This is a genomic window from Viridibacillus sp. FSL E2-0187 (genome assembly GCF_038006425.1).
Taxonomy (GTDB): Bacteria; Bacillota; Bacilli; order Bacillales_A; family Planococcaceae; genus Viridibacillus; species Viridibacillus arvi.
This window is the reverse complement of the sequence record NZ_JBBOVG010000001.1, coordinates 1,423,609-1,444,495: the sequence shown is the minus strand read 5'-3', so window position 1 is coordinate 1,444,495 and position 20,887 is coordinate 1,423,609. Positions and strand designations below refer to the sequence as shown.

Annotated in this window: 23 protein-coding genes and 1 pseudogene; 8 read left to right on the top strand and 16 right to left on the bottom strand. The window is 33.5% G+C overall.

Features of this window, described 5'->3' with window-relative positions; translation table 11 throughout:
* Positions 1-118 precede the first annotated feature (118 nt).
* The 8 genes from MHH85_RS06895 to MHH85_RS06860 form a co-directional block, all read right to left on the bottom strand.
* Positions 119-1,357, bottom strand: coding sequence for a hypothetical protein (locus MHH85_RS06895; protein ID WP_340706407.1), 1,239 nt, complete (start codon positions 1,355-1,357; stop codon positions 119-121).
* A gap of 493 nt (positions 1,358-1,850) precedes the next feature.
* Complete coding sequence (locus tag MHH85_RS06890; RefSeq protein WP_340706406.1) at positions 1,851-2,099, bottom strand: hypothetical protein; 249 nt, start codon at positions 2,097-2,099, stop codon at positions 1,851-1,853.
* A 116-nt stretch (positions 2,100-2,215) separates the two neighbouring features.
* A complete protein-coding gene (locus tag MHH85_RS06885; protein ID WP_340706405.1) occupies positions 2,216-3,790 on the bottom strand; it encodes a long-chain-fatty-acid--CoA ligase in 1,575 nt (524 codons plus the stop codon).
* Positions 3,791-4,166: 376 nt separating this feature from the next.
* Positions 4,167-4,688 carry an AAA family ATPase gene (locus tag MHH85_RS06880; RefSeq protein ID WP_340706404.1) on the bottom strand — a complete coding sequence of 174 codons (522 nt, stop codon included), beginning with the start codon at positions 4,686-4,688 and terminating at the stop codon, positions 4,167-4,169.
* 127 nt (positions 4,689-4,815) lie between these two features.
* Positions 4,816-5,289 carry a DUF1189 family protein gene (locus tag MHH85_RS06875; protein WP_193740050.1) on the bottom strand — a complete coding sequence of 158 codons (474 nt, stop codon included), beginning with the start codon at positions 5,287-5,289 and terminating at the stop codon, positions 4,816-4,818.
* Positions 5,290-5,319: 30 nt separating this feature from the next.
* On the bottom strand, positions 5,320-5,556 hold the full coding sequence (locus tag MHH85_RS06870; RefSeq protein WP_193740051.1) for an indolepyruvate ferredoxin oxidoreductase subunit alpha: 237 nt from the start codon (positions 5,554-5,556) through the stop codon (positions 5,320-5,322).
* Between the two features lie 17 nt (positions 5,557-5,573).
* Positions 5,574-6,089: a YwhD family protein gene (locus MHH85_RS06865; protein ID WP_340706403.1), complete on the bottom strand. Its 516-nt coding sequence runs from the start codon at positions 6,087-6,089 to the stop codon at positions 5,574-5,576.
* Between the two features lie 291 nt (positions 6,090-6,380).
* Positions 6,381-6,647 (bottom strand): hypothetical protein, encoded by a 267-nt coding sequence (locus tag MHH85_RS06860; protein WP_340706402.1) that lies wholly within the window; start codon positions 6,645-6,647, stop codon positions 6,381-6,383.
* A 363-nt stretch (positions 6,648-7,010) separates the two neighbouring features.
* On the opposite strand from MHH85_RS06860, the pseudogene MHH85_RS06855 reads away from it, so the two are divergent.
* Together MHH85_RS06855 and MHH85_RS06850 are read left to right on the top strand one after the other, a co-directional pair.
* A pseudogene (locus MHH85_RS06855) lies at positions 7,011-7,154 on the top strand (PadR family transcriptional regulator); the annotation flags it as partial.
* Between the two features lie 17 nt (positions 7,155-7,171).
* Positions 7,172-8,356, top strand: coding sequence for a chromate transporter (locus MHH85_RS06850; protein ID WP_340708136.1), 1,185 nt, complete (start codon positions 7,172-7,174; stop codon positions 8,354-8,356).
* Positions 8,357-8,748: 392 nt separating this feature from the next.
* Here the strand turns inward: MHH85_RS06850 and MHH85_RS06845 are convergent, their stop codons facing one another.
* Positions 8,749-9,039: a hypothetical protein gene (locus tag MHH85_RS06845; protein ID WP_340706401.1), complete on the bottom strand. Its 291-nt coding sequence runs from the start codon at positions 9,037-9,039 to the stop codon at positions 8,749-8,751.
* Positions 9,040-9,449: 410 nt separating this feature from the next.
* Between MHH85_RS06845 and MHH85_RS06840 the strand changes: the two genes are divergently transcribed.
* Complete coding sequence (locus MHH85_RS06840) at positions 9,450-9,716, top strand: translation initiation factor 2 (RefSeq protein WP_193740054.1); 267 nt, start codon at positions 9,450-9,452, stop codon at positions 9,714-9,716.
* Between the two features lie 334 nt (positions 9,717-10,050).
* Here MHH85_RS06840 and MHH85_RS06835 read toward each other — a convergent pair whose 3' ends face one another.
* Complete coding sequence (locus tag MHH85_RS06835) at positions 10,051-10,431, bottom strand: hypothetical protein (RefSeq protein WP_340706400.1); 381 nt, start codon at positions 10,429-10,431, stop codon at positions 10,051-10,053.
* Positions 10,432-11,320: 889 nt separating this feature from the next.
* Here MHH85_RS06835 and helD point away from each other — a divergent pair.
* Positions 11,321-13,657, top strand: coding sequence for an RNA polymerase recycling motor HelD (gene helD / locus MHH85_RS06830; protein WP_340706399.1), 2,337 nt, complete (start codon positions 11,321-11,323; stop codon positions 13,655-13,657).
* Between the two features lie 164 nt (positions 13,658-13,821).
* On the opposite strand, the gene MHH85_RS06825 is transcribed toward helD, so the two are convergent.
* The 4 genes from MHH85_RS06825 to MHH85_RS06810 all read right to left on the bottom strand — a co-directional run bounded on the left by MHH85_RS06825 (position 13,822) and on the right by MHH85_RS06810 (position 16,733).
* Positions 13,822-14,451, bottom strand: coding sequence for a class I SAM-dependent methyltransferase (locus MHH85_RS06825; RefSeq protein ID WP_340706398.1), 630 nt, complete (start codon positions 14,449-14,451; stop codon positions 13,822-13,824).
* Positions 14,452-14,777: 326 nt separating this feature from the next.
* Complete coding sequence (gene satA / locus MHH85_RS06820; RefSeq protein WP_340706397.1) at positions 14,778-15,299, bottom strand: streptothricin N-acetyltransferase SatA; 522 nt, start codon at positions 15,297-15,299, stop codon at positions 14,778-14,780.
* A gap of 271 nt (positions 15,300-15,570) precedes the next feature.
* Positions 15,571-16,011, bottom strand: coding sequence for a cell wall hydrolase (locus tag MHH85_RS06815; protein ID WP_193740059.1), 441 nt, complete (start codon positions 16,009-16,011; stop codon positions 15,571-15,573).
* A 581-nt stretch (positions 16,012-16,592) separates the two neighbouring features.
* On the bottom strand, positions 16,593-16,733 hold the full coding sequence (locus tag MHH85_RS06810) for a hypothetical protein (RefSeq protein WP_340706396.1): 141 nt from the start codon (positions 16,731-16,733) through the stop codon (positions 16,593-16,595).
* Between the two features lie 291 nt (positions 16,734-17,024).
* Here MHH85_RS06810 and MHH85_RS06805 point away from each other — a divergent pair, with 291 nt between their 5' ends.
* The 4 genes from MHH85_RS06805 (at position 17,025) to MHH85_RS06790 (ending at position 18,874) form a co-directional block, all read left to right on the top strand.
* Positions 17,025-17,390: a DUF2089 domain-containing protein gene (locus tag MHH85_RS06805; protein WP_340706395.1), complete on the top strand. Its 366-nt coding sequence runs from the start codon at positions 17,025-17,027 to the stop codon at positions 17,388-17,390.
* 12 nt (positions 17,391-17,402) lie between these two features.
* Positions 17,403-17,792: an SHOCT-like domain-containing protein gene (locus tag MHH85_RS06800; protein WP_340706394.1), complete on the top strand. Its 390-nt coding sequence runs from the start codon at positions 17,403-17,405 to the stop codon at positions 17,790-17,792.
* 10 nt (positions 17,793-17,802) lie between these two features.
* A complete protein-coding gene (locus MHH85_RS06795) occupies positions 17,803-18,084 on the top strand; it encodes a hypothetical protein (RefSeq protein WP_340706393.1) in 282 nt (93 codons plus the stop codon).
* 676 nt (positions 18,085-18,760) lie between these two features.
* Positions 18,761-18,874, top strand: coding sequence for a YjcZ family sporulation protein (locus tag MHH85_RS06790; protein WP_193740064.1), 114 nt, complete (start codon positions 18,761-18,763; stop codon positions 18,872-18,874).
* Positions 18,875-19,785: 911 nt separating this feature from the next.
* On the opposite strand, the gene MHH85_RS06785 is transcribed toward MHH85_RS06790, so the two are convergent.
* Both MHH85_RS06785 and MHH85_RS06780 read right to left on the bottom strand, forming a co-directional pair.
* Positions 19,786-20,256 carry a DUF2691 family protein gene (locus MHH85_RS06785; protein ID WP_340706392.1) on the bottom strand — a complete coding sequence of 157 codons (471 nt, stop codon included), beginning with the start codon at positions 20,254-20,256 and terminating at the stop codon, positions 19,786-19,788.
* Between the two features lie 124 nt (positions 20,257-20,380).
* The gene (locus tag MHH85_RS06780) at positions 20,381-20,845 is read right to left on the bottom strand and encodes a GNAT family N-acetyltransferase (RefSeq protein ID WP_340706390.1); all 465 of its coding nucleotides are present in this window, start codon (positions 20,843-20,845) and stop codon (positions 20,381-20,383) included.
* Positions 20,846-20,887: the final 42 nt, after the last annotated feature.

The window sequence follows — 20,887 nt, the reverse complement described above, 5'->3', positions numbered from 1 at the left end:
TAGCCAGCTAATCGCAGTATTGAAATGCAATTAGCTGGCTATTATTTATATAGTAGAAAAAAACATATGTATTAATTATTGCGCAATTAGCAAAATGGTTATTTTTTTATAACTCTATCTATTTAATCACAGCGAAGGTCATCGTTAAGTAGGTGGATAAAGGCATTTTAACGACCGTTCTTGATAGGTGCTCACCATTTGCTAAATTAAAAGCATTTATTTCACCACGCTCAATAGCATCATCACTATCATTATTGCGAAGATCATACATAGTGAAAATGTACGCTTTATTTCCTTTAACGGTTATTTGTTCTGTAAATGTACTTTTTTGTTTTAGAGCTGAGCGTTGATCCTGTGGTATTTTGAAAGTAAGTTTTTTCATCTGTTCTTGATCATTCATCACATAAGCTTCTGAATAGTCACTTAAAACAACAATTTGATCATCGACAACCGCTAGTGAGTCTGGATTAAAATTTTCATCACCAATCGTAATTTTTTTGACTATTTCTGAAGTTTTAGGATCAATTTTCACAAGCTTCCCTGTATTTATAATTGTATCATCAGTATCCGATACAGTCTTCATTTGATTGACTGTATAATATAGATATCCTTTGTAAAATGCTAGTGCCGGATTACTTGGTAAACCAGTTTGTGAATACTCCTCATCCTCTAAATCTAATTTTTTTGAGGAAATGACCTTATTGTTTTTTAAGTCGACGTGATGGATATACGTAATCGCATCCGGATCAGCCGTCGTAATGTATGCCTCATCCTTTTCAACATGCATGGAATGAGCAAAACCGTGAGGAATAACGATTGATTTCTTATCATTCGGTTTATTTTGTCGCCAATATACAAGCTTTTGACCGTTATTTAGACTCCCTGCAATATCATAAATAACATAATCATTATTCGAATAAAGTGAAAAGGAATTACTCGATTGTTTACTCATATTAATCGACTCAATCTTACCTGTTTTCAAGTCGATTGATGAACGCTGTAGAGAGCGGTTATTAACGACATACGCTTTATCGTGGGCTGTCGTCATACCGATTGGCTCCGATAAATCTTGCTTGACGCTTTGGGATAAAAAACGACCTGCCTTATCAATAACGTAAAAAGCTCCCGTATTGGAATTACTGTGACTTTTTAATTCCGAAAATGCTAATAAATATTTGCCATTTTTCATCTCTAATGAGTCAGTTGCTTTCGGAAGGTTTTCTATGAGTGGCACCTCTTTCTCCTCTAAATGAGGGGAATACGCAATGTTAAGAAGAAGGCGTGGTAAAAAATAGCCTGCTGCTGCAATCACAATTAAAATACCTCCGATAATGTAAAACCATTTATATTTCTTCATCAATATCTCCTATTTTTTTATCTTTAGTTATTTATTCAATATTAACCTCTCAAATTAACTCATTGTTATAACAATATAATATATTCCCCTTTAAGTATAGAGAAATGTTTTTTAAAGAAAATTCGATTAGCTACTGATAATTTAATTCCTCACCTTTTATTTCAAATTCATCACTTCTAAAATTTGACGAATCCGATCTTTCACATATACTTCTTTTCGAATTTCTGTAAAATTTCAGCAGACTATTTTTGAAGTTTTTATTTTATGTGAGTTTGGATCGAGTGAAAAAGTTGTTTGTTGCGGTATGTCTGCTGTTTGTTGTGTTAACTCCGTTGATTGTTGCTCAATCTAGGGTGTTTATTGCGCTAACTCTATTGTTTGTTGCGCTAACTCGGTCCTTTGTTATTTAGCAGAATATTCACGTCCTAACAACGCCCCATATTTCTCCTCACAATCAAAAAACCTCCACAGAAAAACTCTGGGAGGCCTATTTTTACATATTCAATTGATTTTGTTTATATAGTGTTATTACCATACCGCCTACGCCAATTATGCCGAATATTAAAGAGGCGATGCTATAGCTTAAAGCTTCTAATCCTCCTATATCAATGAAACTTACAAATGTGTAGATGACGCTTACTAATGAAATGAGATAAAATACGTTGAAGATTTTCGAGCTTTTCAAGTATTCAGAAAGTATGAGTATAAAAGCTAGCACGCTGCTGGCCAATATAAAGATCAACTAGACCACCTCTTTACTTTTTTTCATTATATGCAATTTTATTTTGCTTTTAATAGCGCCAATTATGAGTCCTTTTCATTGAAAATACAGCCTAGTCTAGGTGGCTGTTGGAGAGCTTAAACTTTCATACTCTCAATATGTTCATTTCGCAAATGAACTTTTTGGATTTTACCAGATGCTGTTTTTGGTAATTCGTTTGTGAATGTCACACTTTTAATCGCTTTAAAATGAGCTAACTTTGAACGGGAGAAGTCGATGATTTCCTGTTCTGTTACTTCTGCATTTTCCCGTAAAACAACATACGCATGTGGTGTTTCTCCCCATTTTTCATGAGGAATAGCAATAACTGCTGCTTCTAGAACAGCTGGGTGATCATAAAGAACACCTTCTACTTCAATAGAAGAGATATTCTCACCACCACTAATAATAATGTCCTTTTTGCGGTCTGTAATTTCAATATAGCCCCTTTCATCAATGGTTCCCACATCACCCGTGTGGAGCCATCCATTTTGAATTGCTTCTAATGTTGCTTTCTCATTTTTCCAATAGCCTTTCATTACGCCATTACTGCGAACGACTATTTCTCCTGTTGCTGTACCCTCATGAGGCACTTCTTCCCCGAACTCGTCCACTACTTTTACTTCGGCGCCAATCATCTGATATCCTGCTTTTACTTTTAAACGAGATTTTTCGTCATCTGATAAGTCACTGAACTGTGGCAGAATTCTAGAAATGAGACTTAGTGGTGAAGATTCCGTCATTCCGTATACCTGGATAAATTCCCAGCCAAGTTCTTGTTCCACTTTTTTGATGAAGGCATGTGGTGGTGCAGACCCCGCAAGGACAACACGTACCTTTTGATCAATGACAGGTTTATGCTCATCATAATATTGTAATAGCGAATTAAGTACAGTTGGTGCCATATGGACAACTGTTACTTTTTGCGCTTCAATTTCTCGGAAAATTGCCTCTGGTGTGGCCTTCTTCAAGCAAATATGAGTCGCGCCATTCGCTGTATAATAAAACGGCGCACCCCAGCCATTTACATGGAACATCGGTAAAACATGCAAGTAAATGTCCTCATCAGTTACACGCAAATGATGCATCGAACTTAATGCATGTAAATAATTGTTGCGATGCGTCAACATAACCCCTTTTGGATCTCCTGTCGTACCACTTGTGTAAAGTAGACTACAGACATCATTTTCATCCAATTCAGCACGTTTAAATGATTCAGGAGAAAATGTCGCTAGCCACACATCATAACCAATTTCCTTCGTTGCTTCTTCCTTATAATGCACAATAATATGTTCTACTGTTTGTAAAAGGTCTTTGATTGGTAAGATTAATTCATATAAATCTTGATCTACCAACAGTACCTTGGATTCGCTATGATTTAAGATAAATAAATAGTCTTCTGGTTTTAATCGGATATTTAGAGGTACCATTATCGCACCTACTTGATATATGCCATAAAAGCCTTCAAGCATTTCTACTGTGTTAGAAGCGAGGTATGCTACTCGATCTCCCTTTTCAACTCCAATTGATTGTAATCCTCTTGAAAGTTGATTTACACGCCCTTCCAACTGGCGGTATGTAAATACTCTTCCTTCGCATTGCACAGCTTCCTTATCACCGTATAGTGTTACTGCACGATCAAGGAACTGCGATAAAACTAGTGGTACATTCATTCCTAAACACCCCTTCTATTTTATGGAATTATTACCATTTTACATTTGTTAGATAATTCTGTCATCTCTTAATTATCAAATTAGCATTTTATAAGTTAAATTATCTACTTATAACCTACTAAACAAATGGAATATAATAGTGATATGCTGTGCTAGTACAGGAAATGACTAAAATGTTTAGCGCTTTGAAACAGCAAAGTATTTAATTATGTAATAATTTTAATAAAAGATTATTTTTGAAACTAATACTGCTATTAATACATTAAATGAAACAGCGCTAAGGAATACTAGAAAGAGAGGTTAACTAATATCCTATATAAACCATCTACTTCAATATATTTGAAGTAAATCAATATTCAATTTAAACAGGTACTTTTCAATCATGTTCAAAATAACGCTCTAGCCCTTTACTATTCGATACAATCAAAACCTTATCCAGACACTCATCATATTGAGTAAAGAAATTTGGTTTACCTACTTCTTCAAAATATTTATTCCACTTAAACATCTTCAAGAATATGTCGAATGTCGGTTTGTAATGAGATTGCTCTACTTTCAACTTTTGCAAAATGAACCTTTTAATAATTCGATATGTTCTCACCTTATAATTTGTATCTAAGAATATGATTACTTCAGCATTTTTGAAACTATTAGCAACCCATTCTTCGTTATGTACGCCTTCAATAATCCAAGAATCCGACTTTACAATTCCATTTAATACATCTTTCCTCTCGACAACCGTTCTCCTAATGTCATCTGTTTCACTTCGTTTCCAAACTACATTGTCTAGCTCATAATAAGGTATTGCCAATTTACGAGAAAGCTCTTTCGCCAAAGTAGTTTTACCACTAGCTACTGAACCTATAATATGTATTTTCTTCGGAAGAGTTTTGTTCATTACTTTCACCCCCTACTACATATTCTATTTTGTAATTCCATTCCCTTTAATAAGTTGAAGTGAATGATTAAAAAAAGCCAAGAACAAATCACCTCCTGGCTCATTTCATTGTTATTATGTTAATTAGTTATCTCTTCTTTTTCGGATAAGCTAAAATCATTTTGGTGAAAATATATGAAAACAGCATGACCAATGTTAAATGAATTATCGTATTGGTTTTATAAAAAAGATTAATCGTCGTATAAAGTAAAACCGGGTATGTACATGCATACATGGCCATTTTCCAAAGAAGCTGATATACTAACTTCCTCTTTGCAATGGTTCTTATTAGTAATCCTGTCGTTGCAAGTACTGAAATACTTGTAATACCTGTCAAGATGACTAATAAAGGGTATAAAGTGCAGACTAATAGAAAGGTTTTATCAATGTCACCTTTTGCTATAAACTCACTTGCCATCTGTATGCCATTTGGTAACGCCATTACAAAGTGCATAAGTAGAATATACAATAAGTAATCTTTCGTTTTGATACGGTTTATTTGATATACTGCCTTCTTTTTTGGTAATGATAAACTTACTTTAAATGTAGTAACAATACTCATTCGACTGATGTAACTCCCTAATTTAAAATACTATGATCTAAAGTGGTTTATAGCCATTATTCTCGCTGGTTGATCTGCTTCTAGTAAATCATCTTCATGATAGATAGCTTCAATTGGGCATACCGTTTCACATGCACCACAATCAATACATAGTCTAGGGTCTATCAGATACTGGTTTCCTACAGGTTTTATACAATCTACCGGACATACATCTAAACAAGATGCTGCTTTTTCATCCTGACACGCCTCTGTTATAACAAAAGCCATTTTTTGTTCCCCCTCGTTTATATGAGCTGATCCTTCAATATTTGTGGACTTTGCGCCCAGTAATTTTCATTGAAGCTTTTCAAAAAGTGATAGAGTAATTGCTTAGACTTCGAATCTAGCTGCTCCATAATTACATTGCCCTTCATCGCCTTATCCAGCATATTGACTTGCTCTGGAAGGGATTTATAACCTAATTTGATGCGTCTTTCTTCTTTCGAGACTAATACTTCACTTGCTGTACAACCTGCATAATATGCACCACTATTTGAAGTTTGCATAGCAATCCAGACAATCCAATAAGTAAAATAATCTTGTCCCGCATGCTCACGATTTGGTGCAAAACGTACTTTTTTCTCAATCCGACTTCGCCCATGTAATGCTTCCATATCAATGAAAACGTCTTCACGCTCTACATCAATAATGACTGGTGTAATATTATTTAAATCGAGTGTTCCTACGCCAAAACCACCATCGCCATTCGTTGAATCACTACTTAAAATGTTGAACTGTATCTTTTTCTTAATTGGTGCCATATCCCTGCTCCTCTCTTATATACGATTGAAATCATTAAGAGCTACGACTACTTCTATTCATTACTTGATTGATACGTTTAATATAAAGATTCTAAAGTTAACTAGCAATACAATCTAGCAAAGTTCATTCAATAGTCTGAATGTTGGTTTGAAATACATTTTGATTAAAAGTGACTCAAAAAATCAGTTTTATTGTAAATAAAAAGAAAGCATTATTGATCACAATGCTTTCTTTTCTGGTAATTTAATAACTCTTATTCAATGAAAATCCAATTAGTTGAACCTAGAAAATTACGATTTTATTTGTTTATTAAGAAGGGACAATAGCTTCTTTTGTGCTTCTTTACTACGAATTATTTTTCTAACAAGAATTGTACTTTGTAAATAGCGCCTAACTTTTTTACTTACAAAAAACAAACGGTGATATCTTTCATCTTCGTATATATTCTTAAACCAATCATGTTGTTTTAACTGATCAATATTTTGGTCAATTTTTTTCGTATTTAAAGTTTCACTATATCCAATACTGCCAAATAATCCAGCAATAAATTCTAACAAAAAAACTGATCATACTTACTCTTATCCCCTTCTACTTTTGAGAAATCTGCGATAATTATTTTTAACTCTTGTTCAGCTAACGTTCCTTTTAAGAATAGGTACATTTCTTTACAATTTTTAAAGAGATGAGTTGATTTTAATCAAACTTTTTTAAAAGGAATAGATTTTCTTATTGAACGAATCTGCTCCGTTACTTGAAGTAGGAAAAGAATTTACTCCTGACTAAAGAAAAGTACCCATTAATAGAATAAGGTTGTTTCACAATCAACTTCACCATCTACGCTTAATAACAACTATAAAGAAAGTAAATGTTTTGTAAAGTTTGTACATCCCTCTAGAGAGCGTTAATAAAATAATGTATAGTCTCTTTATCGAATTCTACATTCAATGGAATCGGATGGACTATTGGTTAAAGTAGATAGAAACGTAGAAGGGAAAATTAGAAAATATTATTCCACTGAGGATAGAAAAAAAGTTTACGAGTTTTTTAATGAAATAATAAACTAACAAAGAAGGTGAAAATACTGAAAAAAAATAATAAAATCAGAGGTTTTAAATCTCTTCTAGAATTACTTTTAGTCTCAACTAAGCTTGGTTTTACATCGTTTGGAGGACCAGTAGCTCATCTAGGCTACTTTCATGATGAATATATTCGAAGAAGAAAATGGATGGATGAAAAAAGCTATGCTGATCTAGTCACTTTATGTCAGTTCTTACCCGGTCCTGCAAGTAGCCAAGTAGGAATTGGTATTGGAGTTATGCGAGCGGGAGTTCTGGGAGGAATTATTTCATTTATTGGATTTACACTACCTTCCGTCATAGTACTTATACTATTTGCATTAGTTCTACAAGGGTCGGATATTGCTGATGCTGGTTGGATTCATGGATTAAAAATAGTAGCAGTAGCGGTTGTTGCACATGCCATTTTAGGTATGGCACAAAAACTTGCTCCTGACTTAAAGAGAAAAGCGCTGGTTTTGTTTGCATTAGCGGGTACACTTTTGTGGCAATCGGCGTTTAATCAAGTGGGAATAATAGTACTTTCTGCAATTATTGGATTCATTCTTTATAAGCAACATACTGAAATCGAAGAAGCCAAAACATATTTTCCTATTTCTCGTAGTGTCGGAGTTTTATGTTTAACGTTATTTTTTGGTTTGCTTATTTTTTTACCCATTTTAAGAGAGGTAACCTCTTTAAGCTGGATTGAAATGTTTGACAGCTTTTATCGTTCTGGTTCTCTAGTCTTTGGTGGTGGTCATGTTATTTTACCATTACTGGAAAATGAATTTGTACCTACTGGATGGGTAAGCGAAGAGACATTCTTAGCAGGTTATGGGGCTACACAAGCTGTACCTGGTCCATTATTTACTTTTGCAGCTTATCTTGGTACGGTTATGAATGGTTGGCAAGGAGGGGTACTCGCGACCATAGCAATTTTCTTGCCTGCCTTCCTGCTTATTTTGGGTACATTGCCTTTTTGGGATTCCTTACGTCGAAATCCAAAAATTAAAGGAGCACTAATGGGGGTTAATGCAGCCGTTGTTGGGATATTAATAGCTGCACTTTACCATCCTATTTGGACTAGCTCCATATTAGCTCCACTTGATTTTGCGTTTGCGGCGATTTTATTTAGTATGTTAGTGTATTGGAAATTGCCACCTTGGATTGTTGTGCTGACTGGCGCAATTGGTGGAGTAATCATTTAATGATTTATGTTCCAAAACTAAAGACTACCAAGTAGGTAGTCTCCCATTGTATACAAAAGAAGTTCGGAATTACGCCATTCTGAACTTCTTTTGATTCTTTATTAATTTGTAAGATTTAATGCCCTTTAGTTCGAATATACTTTCTATTGTTTTTTGAAAAGCCATTACTTATTAAACTATCCTGTCACTTTAATTAAATAAAAAAAAGCCTTTTTTGCTTTGTAAAAAATTTGCTCAAAAACTTCCCTAAATCTGTTGTTTAAGAGCAAATAGAAAGAATCCATTTTGAAAAAAGAATGATCAAAATAGATTCTTATTCTGCAGATTTATGTTACCAATTTAATAAGAGCTTGCTCAATTTCTACCTGTTGTTCACAACCGCAGCCGATTTCTTAATCCCCTAAAATTACTTTTTCTTCTTTATTAAAGATACCAACCAACAACAATACAAGTCCTATTATGAAAATAATAGGAAAAATATAAACCATGATCAATGCTGACCAACCATCTCTAACAATTACTGCATAAGTTAATCCTATCGAAAAAGCCAAAGATGGAGAAATTGGTAACATAAGAGCAATACCCCACACCTTATATTTTAATCCTTTCGATTTGCCTACACTAAGTTGATAAGCGATAAAAGCACCTATCAATGCAATGAAATAACCTATGCCAATCTCCATTCTTCCCCCCCTTAATTGTTAAAACCATTATAACCTCATCCCAAATTGTTCCTCCGTTAAATGGCCCTCTTGCTGAACTTAGGATTTCTGCATATCAATTAAATTGTATCAAACTTTATTTAAACTAGGATTAAATATTTCTAAATTTTCATTTTTTTCAGATTCCGGATGAAGTGAATGAATACCCATTAAATAATATAACTCTCATAAAAAATAGTAGATTACTTTTATAATATTCACACCAAAGTATTCAGTAAATCTCTATAAAGTAGCGTCTGTATGCGCTACTATTTTATATTTGAACTTAAAAATCATTTAATTTTCCAACACCTTCATCTTTATTAAAAAAGATGCATATGATGCAGTTAAGGCAATTCACTTTTTTACAATGATGGTAAGGGGGATAAGAAATGAATGAAAATAAAAAAAATTTAAAACAATCCTCTGACTCACAAGATATTCAGATTGCTAGACTCGCATTTATTGGGGCATCTATTTCTACATTAGGAGATGGTTTACAAGCTGTTGCTGCTGGTCTTGCACTAGAAGCTTTAGAAAAATCAAGTAATCAAGGGTCTCAAAATTCAGATGAACAATCAAAACAGTCAGACAACATGCAAAAGCAGATAGACTCTATTATTTATGAGTTAAAACAATTCAAAAAGATGATGAAATAAAAATGTTTTTCACTGCTATATCGAATGCATTTGGCAAAAAAATTACTTTTACATCTTACTTTATAGTGTGAAGTAATTTATATTTACTACCCACCTTTTTTGATACATAGGCCCCTTTCTATTTGTAAGTGGCCTTTTTCCTTTCCTCACTCTACCGTCAGCTCTCTTACTGCACAATACCTTTCAGATATTCATTCAATTTAGTGATGATCTCTTCTCACGAACAACAGAGCTGTTTCAAAAGCTCCCCTAAACAGCAGTTTACTTTTGTAACAGCTCCAGTTACTATATATTACTTGTTACTTGTTACTTGTTTCTTATTATTTGTTACTTCTTATTTGGCATCTGTTACTTTTGCTGCTTTTGTCAGCTTTCCTTCTTCTTCAAGCTGAACAATCAATTCATTTAACGTGACCCCTTTTTCTTTAGCCATTTCCTCTAAATTGACAGGTTCACTGGATTTTGAGTCATCTGCTATTTCGGTGGACAAAGTTGATTCAACAGCTTCTGTTAGCTTACCTTTCTTTCCTTCTTCTTCAAGCTGAGCAATCAGTTCATCTAACGTGATCCCTCTTTCTTTAGCCATTTCTTTTAAGTTGACAGGCTCACTGGATTTAGTAGTTTCCCACATGTCGTTGTTGCTCGCAGCATATGCAGATCCTGCAACAACAGATAACCCTAGCATAAGTGTAGCTATTTTTAATGGTTTCTTCATATTAAATTCCTCCTAGAATATTTTCACCCTTTATCATCCGATAGATGCCATAATATTACAATTCAATCTGATTGCCTGCATCCTTTCTATTTGATGTTAAAAGTATATAACTATCTAAGTTAAATCCTTGTTAAGGATTATAGTGAATATTCATTTTATTTATTTAACTTTACTCTAATATCATTATTGAACTAAACTGCCCCATTAGTTGAAAAAGAAAAGAGCTGTCTGAACAATTCAATAATCTGCTGTTAATGACTTCCGATTGTTGAAGAAAGGCTTTAACACTTCTATCAATTTAAAGAGTCAACATCGCATTTCAGTATTGGTCCCATCATTTGTAAGTGTTTCCTAAGTTGTCCGTGAATTGTACAAAATTAAAAAAGGCAATCCAGTTAATCGATTAGTGGATGCCTCTTATTTAATATTGAACTTCCTGGCTCTTATTGTGTTAAATTTATACGGAATAGTTAAGTTTTTTGTACTGAAAGATGCGCATCGAAGGCATCAATAATGTGTAGAAAATGATCTGCTTCACGACTATTTCATTACAAATGTAGGAACTTGATATTCCTCCTCTAATTGTATAAACGATATCTAACTTATTCAAAACAATTTGAATAAATTACTTTTTGATATGGTCAAAAAAAAAACACCCTTTTATCTAAAGGGTGTTTTTTCTTGCATTTAATTTGTATATGTTACGGCAATGAGCCTTAAGAATCTATAAGCACAGAAATTAGGTTCAACACATTGATAAAAATGTGAACCTGTGGTAAATTTATATAGATATACTCTTTCAGATGAAGAAGATTAGTATATCCCTACTTTAAATTATATAATATATTTTTTCGTTTGTCAAATCCGATTTTTTTAAGGAGTGGTTGCTATGGGTTCAGAATTTCTGCAGGAGCAAAAACGTGTGGACAGTGTAATAGAGACAATAACGGAGCGCATCAGCAAATTAGAGGAAGAAACTTCTCGACGTCAAAACGAACTGGTTAATATACGTAAACACTTCTTTGATGAAGTCAAAGTGAATCTTGATACTTTTGACGATTATCTTGAGACCATCATCGGCTTGAGACAAGAAGCTCAAGCTCTAACTGTAAGTCAAAGCACCGATCGACATGTATCTAAGCAATTGTCTACGCTTCGACGTATGAAGGAGGTTCCATACTTCGGCCGAATCGATTTCATTGAAGAAGGAGAATCTGCTCAGGAACAAATCTATATTGGAATTTCCACACTTACAGATGCAAGTGGCGAAGAATTTCTTATCTATGACTGGAGGGCACCTATCTCAAGCATCTACTATGAGTACCAGACTGGACCGGCTAAGTATGCAACACTTGAGGGTGAAATCAAAGGCATTTTGGAGAAAAAGGGGCAATATCTTATCCGTGACGGTGTTCTTCAATCCATGTTCGATACGAGTCTTACCATTGGAGACGAGATTTTACAACAGGTACTGGGCAAAGGCACAGATAAACATATGCACAATATAGTAGCTACGATTCAACAGGAGCAAAATCGAATCATCCGTCATGATCGTGGGAAACTACTTATTGTACACGGTGCAGCTGGCAGTGGCAAGACATCGGCCGCCCTGCAGCGGATTGCTTTTTTACTCTACAAAAATCGCGAAAGTATGAATGCTGATCAAATAATTCTATTTTCACCAAATTCGATGTTTAACAGCTATGTATCCAATGTACTGCCAGAACTTGGAGAAGAGAATATGCATCAGGTCACATTTCAGGAATACTTAGTCCATCGGCTGAGTAAAGAGTTTCAAGTTGAAAATCCCTACGAGCAATTGGAATATGTTTTAACTGCTACGAACACCCCTTCCTACAAGTCAAGGGTTGCGAGCATTCGATTCAAAGCATCACCTCTTTTTTTCAATGCGATCGAATTATATATGAAATCGTTAGAGTTCTCTGGAATGATATTCAAGGACATGATCTTCAGAGGAGAACCGATTGTTACTGCGGGGCAAATAGCAGAAAGGTTTTATAGTAACGACACTTCACTCCGCTTCCATAATAGACTTGAAAAGTTAAAGGATTGGCTAGTTAAGAAAATCAACGAAACTCAAAAGGCTGAACTGACTAAGCCGTGGGTACAGGAAAAAATCGAGCTACTTAGCGACGAGGAATACCACAAGGCCCATACCTACTTAGCAAAAAAACGCGGCTTTACAGGAGAATCGATTGCTGATTATGAGGTTGAGCCTGAAGTACTTGCTCGATTGATTGTTCAACAGAAATTGAAACCGTTACGTAAACGAGTCGGAGCATTTGGTTTCATCGACATTAAAGGAATATATAAGCAGCTTTTTGCTGAACCACTGCAGATCAAACAGTGGATAGATGGAGAAACACCCGCGGAGTGGACGGAGATTTGTCAAGCAACGCTGGAAATGCTGGATGAAAGCAAACTATCTTATGAAGATGCTACTCCGTTCTTATTTATGAAAGAGATGATTCAAGGCTTTCAGACAAACGGTTCGATAAAGCACATACTTATTGACGAGGCTCAGGATTATTCAGCGTTTCAATTCGAGTTTCTAAAGCGTTTATTTCCTTCGGCAAAAATGACTGTGCTGGGTGACTTTAATCAGGCAATTTTCGCCCATGCAAGTGAAATGGATGATTTTCGTACACTAATGAACTTATACGGACCGGATGAAACGGAAGTAATTAACATGACACGCAGCTACCGATCCACAAAACCGATTATCGAATTTACACGCAGACTAGTACCTAACGGCGAACGGATTATCCCATTCGAACGCGACGGCGAGCTACCCGTGCTCACACAATTACTCAATCACACTGAACTTCACCACTGCATCGCATCCAAAGTTGCAACTTTGCGAAGTCAACGTTATAACAGTATTGCTATAATATGTAAATCATCTGAGGAAAGTAAAAGTGCATTCGAAGCCTTGTCTCACATCGATGATATTAAACTCGTGAAAAGCAGCTCGATTGAATATGAACAAGGAGTTGTTGTGATACCATCGTATTTAGCTAAAGGCATTGAGTTCGACGCTGTCATTATTTATGATGCATCAGAGCAAGTATATAGCGACGAGAGCCTTCGCAGAGCATTTTACACCGCCTGTACTAGAGCTATGCATCTTTTGCAACTTTACAGTGTAGGAGAACCGACCCCATTATTGCGAAACGTCTCGCTGGAAAGTTACATCCAAGCTTGATTTAATCTAATTTTCAACGATAAACACATGAAGCAATTACCTAATTAGAATAATATTAATCAGCCGAAAAATATGTAAGTTTTTATTCACCGCTTACATATTTTTCGGCTTTTTTAGATTTTAAACATACAGTCTCATAAGAATCACTCTTAAATTGAATAACCTTAGAGTTCTTTCTTACATTTAATCATAATAAATTTTACTGGTGGTTTATTTTTCATGTTCTTATTTGGCTCTTCAATTTCTGAAAACTCTTCCAGTCCATATTTTTCAAATTCTTGTTTTATGGAGTCAGAATCATAAAAATACATTTTAACGCCTTCCATTATCTCAAAATAGTCTTTATCCAATTGTTTGCCCTTTCCAAACATTGGAGCTTTTTTTGAAACAGTTGTAAAAACCATATAACCATTAGGCTTTAACTGATTATAGCAATCTCTAATAAACTTCTCTCTCTCACGATTATTCAATAAGTGAATAAGTGCATGGCTAAATATACCGTCATAAAGTTTTTTATCAAAAGGCATATCAGTTACTGATCCCTGAAAAATACTAATATCAATCCCGTTTTGCCTCGCCAAATCAATCGCTGTTTTTGAAATCTCAATACCTGTTACATTTATTCCATTATCAATAAAAACCTTTGCATTTCTACCATATCCAATACCTGGTAGCAGTATGTCCTTTATATTCCTTTCAAGGAAAAAATCCTTTGTCACGATTACAGAGTCTGTAGGTTCAAACCCCCACATCGTTTGTTTTTCTATAAAACTTGATTCCCAGAATTCAGTCATATCTCTATCTCCTCTTTGTTTTATTTTTATTGAGATGCTATCTTGTTTGATACTAATGTTAAATTCAAATAATCTTAATATGCCTAAACTCCAATAAATTACGAACCCTATATTACATTCGGACTACTAATACATAATCTTTTCATTTCAATAAAGTATATTACAGACTCTTTATATCTACAATTAATGTGAATCGAACTTTTATGAAAAAAATATTGCTAGCCTTATGGAAGCTCTTAATCAAAAAGACATTATCCCACTACACTGCCCTTTAGTTGAATAAAAAGAGCTGTCTGAACAGCTCAAGAATCTTCAACTGAACAAACCTAAATTTTATTATACCAAAAAATCGCTACTTCATTAGCTGTTGGAAATTTTGAATAAAGCATAGTATCAACCGCACCTATTACAAATTTATTTTTGGCATAAAAATAACAAGCTGAAACATTAATATCTTGTGTTTCAAGCATAAGACCACCTAAGTTATTAGCCTTAGCCCACTCCAAAGCTTTATTTAATAATGCTGTTCCAACACCATTTTTTCTATAATCTTTTGCAACAGCGATGTCCTCAATAAGTGCATATCCGTTCCAATTAGAACGTATCTTAATCTGACCAATGCAGTTGTTTTCAACGTAATAAAAAAATACCGCTTTCCCCTCTTCTTCAATATAACTGATATCAATTTCATCATCTTCATATTTCTTGAAATAAGGTTCAGGAAAAATCTCCTCTGTATATTTCCAAGTATTATTTTCAAATGTAGGTATTATCCTCCCAGAAACAAAGAAACCTTCGTTGGATTTATTAAAATCCTTCATATTAATTTGAGTCATTTTTATTATCATCTCATTCTCCTTCTAAACGAAATTATATGTAATTCCTATTATTTCTTATCCCCTATTCAACTAAACCCTTAGTGCATCAATAAAACATAAAGAGCGTTAATCCTTCTGGATCAACGCCACATTAAGTAGTTCGCCTTGTAAGATTCCATTTTTTACTCTGATAATCTACTTCTTCTTCAAGGTCTTCTTTATTTAGCAAAAGATAAAATTATAATCATGAACCAGTCACCGGTAAAATACCGACAACTGGTTGGATAAATACTTTTTTGACCTAACCGGTATAAACACTTTCACATGTTCCAGCTGCTGGTTCATAAAAACAATGATTTTTAAATTGACCAGTAAAAGGTTGACCGTACCATGTTGGAGGACACTCAGCATATGGATTAAAATACCAAAGCGCAAAATGCGCTGGATGTTGTCTCCAAAAATCCAAATTTTGCTTTGCTAATCTTTTTTCAGAAGATCTCGCTCTTTGATAAAATAAATTCCCTTTTTGAACAGCTTCAAAAGAAAAATTTCCTCCTTGCACCTGATAAATGACATCTTCAATTGTTCTTACATCTCTAAAGTCTAAACAATCAGCTACAGCACGATTAACAATTACATTACCAACATATAACATCCCTTGGTTTCCTTCACCCTCAGCTTCCGCTCTCATCATCCTTGCCATTAAAGCAACGTCTGCATCTCTGTATTTAACTCTTGGCATTTTTCCACCCCATAATTATTATATGAAAAGGACTTCATTGTTGACATTAATAAAAATAAGAGTGCTTCGTTTTTATGCTTTCAGTTTTAAGTATGATGAAAACTATAGCATTCTTTTTTATAGTTTTATTCAATTATCCTGCGACACTAATACAATATGGATTACTCATTTTCCCTTTCTAATTCATTTAATAGCTTACAAGGATAGCCGACGATATATTCTCTTTATGTCCTTTCTTCAATATTACTATTTTCTACATATTCATCTATTCCCATATTTATAACAGCCCATTAGCGTGTATATATCTTTTAATAGTTACCTTTAATCAATTTTATATTTATCTTCTTCAACTAAACTGCACAGTTAGTTGAATACTACAACTATTTAATAAATCACAATGCCTTGAACCGCGACGAATAAATTGAATAACGAATTGCACAAAAAGAAGATACCCCACTTTAAACTCTAAGTTCTTTTAAATTCTCGCAATCCTATTAAAAGTAACATTACACTCATAAGAAAACCATTTCCAAAATCCACTTAATTTTACTAAATCCAACTCACAATAAGAATGATACTTGCTACCCCCAAACTGTAGTTGCCACTATCCACCAAACAACGGATTGACTAGTTGAAGTTTTCTTTCTTTCCATACTTCTTTTTATAAAAGCGAGAACAACAAATCCAATGACACTAACAGTTATACCAAGTAATAACTCCACTTTCTATCCCCTTTTTTGTGAGTTACTTTCCTAACCTGCTACGTAGTTTAAGTACATTCCTTCGCAATTTCTATTATAATTTAACATAAATATCCAATTATTTTCAGAGAAAGTAAGGAAAGTCTTCTGAAAACGTTCCATTTGTTTAGCATATAACGAAAATGATTAATTAATAATATTAAATAATAAATTAACATTATTGATTTTTTACATAAATATATTTAATTTCATTATTTATTTTTTTAATTCTTTGTTATATAATCGAATCAACTAAAAGGAAGGGATTTAATTATGGCTTATAAAGTAATCACAAATTGTCCTGTCTGCAGTGAAACATTGAAAATTACAAAATTGCATTGCTCTCAATGTCAAACTACGATTGAAAATGAGTTTGAATTATCTAAACTAGCATCCTTATCAATGGATCAGCTTCATTTTGTGGAAGTATTTTTAACATGCAGAGGGAATATCAAAGAAGTTGAAAAAGAACTTGGGATTTCGTATCCTACGGTTCGAGGCAAGCTTACAGACATCATTTCATCCCTTGGATATGTGCAAAAGAAGAAAAATGAAGTAGACGAAAAAAAAGTTGTCACCATGTTGGAAAATGGCGAAATTACACCAGAAGAAGCCATTAAGCTCTTAAAAGAGGAATAGGAGGAAATTATCATGAAAGACGAAATTACAAGAGTGTTAACAATGGTTCAAGAAGGTAAGATTGATGTAGATAAGGGATCCGAACTGATTCAAGTATTAAAGGAGAAAGAAGAAACAGATAATAAGCTTTTTGTAAAACCGACTAAGTATTTAGATAAAACATTAAAAATTCGTGTTGTATCAACCGAAAATGATAATGTCACTGTCAATTTGCCTATAAAACTTGTAAAGGTAGTATTAATGGCTGGACACAGCATCGCAGCGAGTATACCTCAATCGGAAAAATACATTAAAGATATAGACATAAACCTTATTATTGAAGCAATCGAAAACGAATTAGATGGCCAAATTGTTGATATTAAATCGGCAAACGGGGATACCGTTTCGGTCTTCATTGCTTAGTGATTTGCTTATGATGCTTGTAAAAGTGAAAGCAAAAGACGTTAGGTTTACCATCCCAATTCCATATGCTATTTTAAACATTGTTATTTCAATTTTGTCTTCAAATTTTTTTCAAAAAAATATTAACAAATGGACAAAAGAGCACTTCGAAAGAAAAAAACTGGACTTTGCCTTTCCACTAATAGACAAAAAATCGCTAAAGCCTATCGTCAAGGAACTGAAAAATTATAAAGGGATCGTGCTAGTAGATGTCAAAGCTAAGGACGGTACTGAAGTTAAGGTTAGACTATAATTTATTATAGAATAAACCGACCAAACTCTCTTGTTCCAAGAGTTGTTTTTTATTTTTTTCAATGATAATAGGCGTACACCGGCAATTCTCTCCTTGACTTAGGCTTTAACAAAGTATTTCTCATTAAAGGAAATTTCAATATTGAAAGCCTAATTTCTCAATTTAATGCAAAGAAATTAGGCTTTTTTCATTGCTCCATTAAAAAACCCGCTAGTTGAATAAAGAAAAAAGACGTGCATATGCAACTCAATAAAGAGATTTTGTACAGAACTTTTTCATTTCCCATACTCCTTTCTTTTTTCAATAAAATAGATGCTTTGATTAATTCACTACTACAAAGATTAGAAGGGGCAATTAGACGGATTTTGTTTTTACGATGTAGATCGTAATGTGTTTCATCCTCTATTACCTGCACAGACAAAAGTCGATAAAGACAAACAATGACTGCTATCTGAAAGTCTTGAATCGTACCGTAGATAAATTTTTCAACTTAACTTGTAAGGTGATAATATAGGGATTTAATTTTGATATGAAAATATAAAAACCTAGCTACATTTTATTTAGTAAGGCTCTTTAAAGTTGTTGAAAATGACCATTTTAATAATTGATTAGATGAATGTCACCTCTCCTTTCAATAACAATACATATTATAGGTTTAGAAAGGAGGGGATTTATTATGGGATATCAAAATAATGGTAACGACTATGGCAGACGAAACAATTCATCATTTGCTTTAATCGTTGTCCTATTCATTCTTCTAATTATTGTTGGCGCTAGCTTCATGTATTAAACTACAGCCTCTTTCTTGTAGCTAACCCATAATAATAATTGTAATGTGAAGGTTAAGGTATTTTAGCCTTACACATCCCTTTTCTCTCAACGAGGGTCACTTGCTACCGAGTGACCCTTTTTATAGTTACTTCCCTCATTTACTGCACATTTTATTTCAGATATTCATTCAACATATTGCTGAAATTTAACATTCCACTATCTGCTTGTTCAACTGTTGTCGCATGAGCGTGGCGCAGATTTAGCGACAATTGACAAACAGAAGATAAGTCAAATAAGTCAATAATCGACTTCTACCTAAAGGTATCAAATAGAGCTTTTGAATAAAGCATGCTTAAAACAGCGTTAATCTTTCTAACTTTGAGTAGGTTATTTATAAAAGAGTTCGATCATTTTAATGAACTTTATTAAACTAAAGCACCCGTTAGTTAAATAAAATTTTTAATCCAAGTCATCATTCGGAGAACTTGGAATGGTTCATACCAAGTAACTAAAAATAATATAATGAAAAAGGTAGTAAGTGATATATATTTTACACTTCCTTTTTCCCTTTTAGAGATAGCAAAAAAACAAAATACAGTCCCTAGTATTATAAAAATAACTCCAGTAAGTACAATAGGTTCAAAATAACCGTCTATTAACCAGTTTAATGTGAAGAAAAGAAGCCCTATAAATAAAAAGACTATTGAGCTTATACTGAATCGTTTCATATACGTACACCCCTATTAGTTCAATTTATATATATGACCTTAAAATTCCATAAAAGTTCCAATTACTGTTCAACTAAACTGTCCCTTTAGTTGAATAAGAAAAAAAGCTGTCTGAACAGCTCAAAGGTCTTCTTACTAAAGCACCCGTTTGTTTAAATACAACTCTAGTCAATGTATTACAAATTGCTTCGACAATAGGGTATTAGAAAGCAATCAACGTTGTTCTGCTATCATTCTCATCTGTAATATATTTCACATTTTTGTAACCAGCATTTACGGCCTTAGAAAACAATTGTTTAATTATGTATTGTTTTTTTGAATAAATCGTTACATATGAGGAATCCACTACTAAGAGTACAAACTGACATTCACTTTCAACAAATTCTTGATAAGTTGCAATTTCTTTTACATCTAACTTATTCGCAAATGCCTTTAAATCGACAAATATAAGATAATATTCTTCTTTTGAAATTAACTCAGATAATGTTTGCCCATTTACCGTACAAAGAGAAGGAAATAAAGGTTCCCCTAATGTGTTATTTTCTATAATATAAGATTCTCCTCCTCCAATTCTCCAATTTAATCCATTAAGTTCTAGATCACTTAAAATTTCAAACAAATATTTTCCATAACCATTTGGAATTTCAAAAGTTAAACCTCTAATCCTAATCACCTCATTTAAAATGAAAAATCTCTTTGACTATTTCAACTAAACTGCCCGTTAGTTCAATAAGAAAAAAGCTTCACTCATTCTTGAAGTAAAGCACCCGTTAGTTGAAGAAGACCTACTATCTAAATTAGCATTGGTAAGTCATTTTCAGAAATTCAAAACTATCTCCATTTGTATCCTGCATAAAAGTATCAACTTCTTTAAATCCAATTTTTCTATATACTTTTATTGCCCTCTGATTGAAAGTTGCTACTGATAACATTATTTTTTGGGGTGTATATTTTGATTCAGCAAACTCTATACCTGCTTTTAAAAATTCCAATCCATTTCCATTACCAGTTAGATTTGGTCTCATCCCTAACCCTATATCGATAGTATTTATATCTACTTGATTAAAGCTAAAGAAACCTATAATATCATTGTCTTTAGTAACAACAAAGTTTGAGTCACCTCGTTTATTAGGGTCTAAAAACTCAACTAAATCTTCTTTATCTGCCTCCATATCGTAAAAAGAATACTCAGCATCATAGTGCCAATTAAATGCAATTTCTTCCGCTTGTTCTTGTGTCATAATTTCAAATTTATACCCCATAATTATCCTCCTTATATCACTATTACAATAACAACCATCTAT

Excerpts from the sequence above, each read along its gene's own strand:
- MHH85_RS06895 (WP_340706407.1), bottom strand. The coding sequence starts at position 1,357 with ATGAAGAAATATAAATGGTTTTACATTATCGGAGGTATTTTAATTGTG.
- MHH85_RS06885 (WP_340706405.1), bottom strand. The coding sequence starts at position 3,790 with ATGAATGTACCACTAGTTTTATCGCAGTTCCTTGATCGTGCAGTAACA.
- MHH85_RS06880 (WP_340706404.1), bottom strand. The coding sequence starts at position 4,688 with ATGAACAAAACTCTTCCGAAGAAAATACATATTATAGGTTCAGTAGCT.
- MHH85_RS06875 (WP_193740050.1), bottom strand. The coding sequence starts at position 5,289 with ATGAGTATTGTTACTACATTTAAAGTAAGTTTATCATTACCAAAAAAG.
- MHH85_RS06870 (WP_193740051.1), bottom strand. The coding sequence starts at position 5,556 with ATGGCTTTTGTTATAACAGAGGCGTGTCAGGATGAAAAAGCAGCATCT.
- MHH85_RS06865 (WP_340706403.1), bottom strand. The coding sequence starts at position 6,089 with ATGGCACCAATTAAGAAAAAGATACAGTTCAACATTTTAAGTAGTGAT.
- MHH85_RS06845 (WP_340706401.1), bottom strand. The coding sequence starts at position 9,039 with ATGGAGATTGGCATAGGTTATTTCATTGCATTGATAGGTGCTTTTATC.
- MHH85_RS06840 (WP_193740054.1), top strand. The coding sequence starts at position 9,450 with ATGAATGAAAATAAAAAAAATTTAAAACAATCCTCTGACTCACAAGAT.
- MHH85_RS06835 (WP_340706400.1), bottom strand. The coding sequence starts at position 10,431 with ATGAAGAAACCATTAAAAATAGCTACACTTATGCTAGGGTTATCTGTT.
- helD (WP_340706399.1), top strand. The coding sequence starts at position 11,321 with ATGGGTTCAGAATTTCTGCAGGAGCAAAAACGTGTGGACAGTGTAATA.
- MHH85_RS06825 (WP_340706398.1), bottom strand. The coding sequence starts at position 14,451 with ATGACTGAATTCTGGGAATCAAGTTTTATAGAAAAACAAACGATGTGG.
- satA (WP_340706397.1), bottom strand. The coding sequence starts at position 15,299 with ATGATAATAAAAATGACTCAAATTAATATGAAGGATTTTAATAAATCC.
- MHH85_RS06815 (WP_193740059.1), bottom strand. The coding sequence starts at position 16,011 with ATGCCAAGAGTTAAATACAGAGATGCAGACGTTGCTTTAATGGCAAGG.
- MHH85_RS06805 (WP_340706395.1), top strand. The coding sequence starts at position 17,025 with ATGGCTTATAAAGTAATCACAAATTGTCCTGTCTGCAGTGAAACATTG.
- MHH85_RS06800 (WP_340706394.1), top strand. The coding sequence starts at position 17,403 with ATGAAAGACGAAATTACAAGAGTGTTAACAATGGTTCAAGAAGGTAAG.
- MHH85_RS06795 (WP_340706393.1), top strand. The coding sequence starts at position 17,803 with ATGATGCTTGTAAAAGTGAAAGCAAAAGACGTTAGGTTTACCATCCCA.
- MHH85_RS06790 (WP_193740064.1), top strand. The coding sequence starts at position 18,761 with ATGGGATATCAAAATAATGGTAACGACTATGGCAGACGAAACAATTCA.
- MHH85_RS06780 (WP_340706390.1), bottom strand. The coding sequence starts at position 20,845 with ATGGGGTATAAATTTGAAATTATGACACAAGAACAAGCGGAAGAAATT.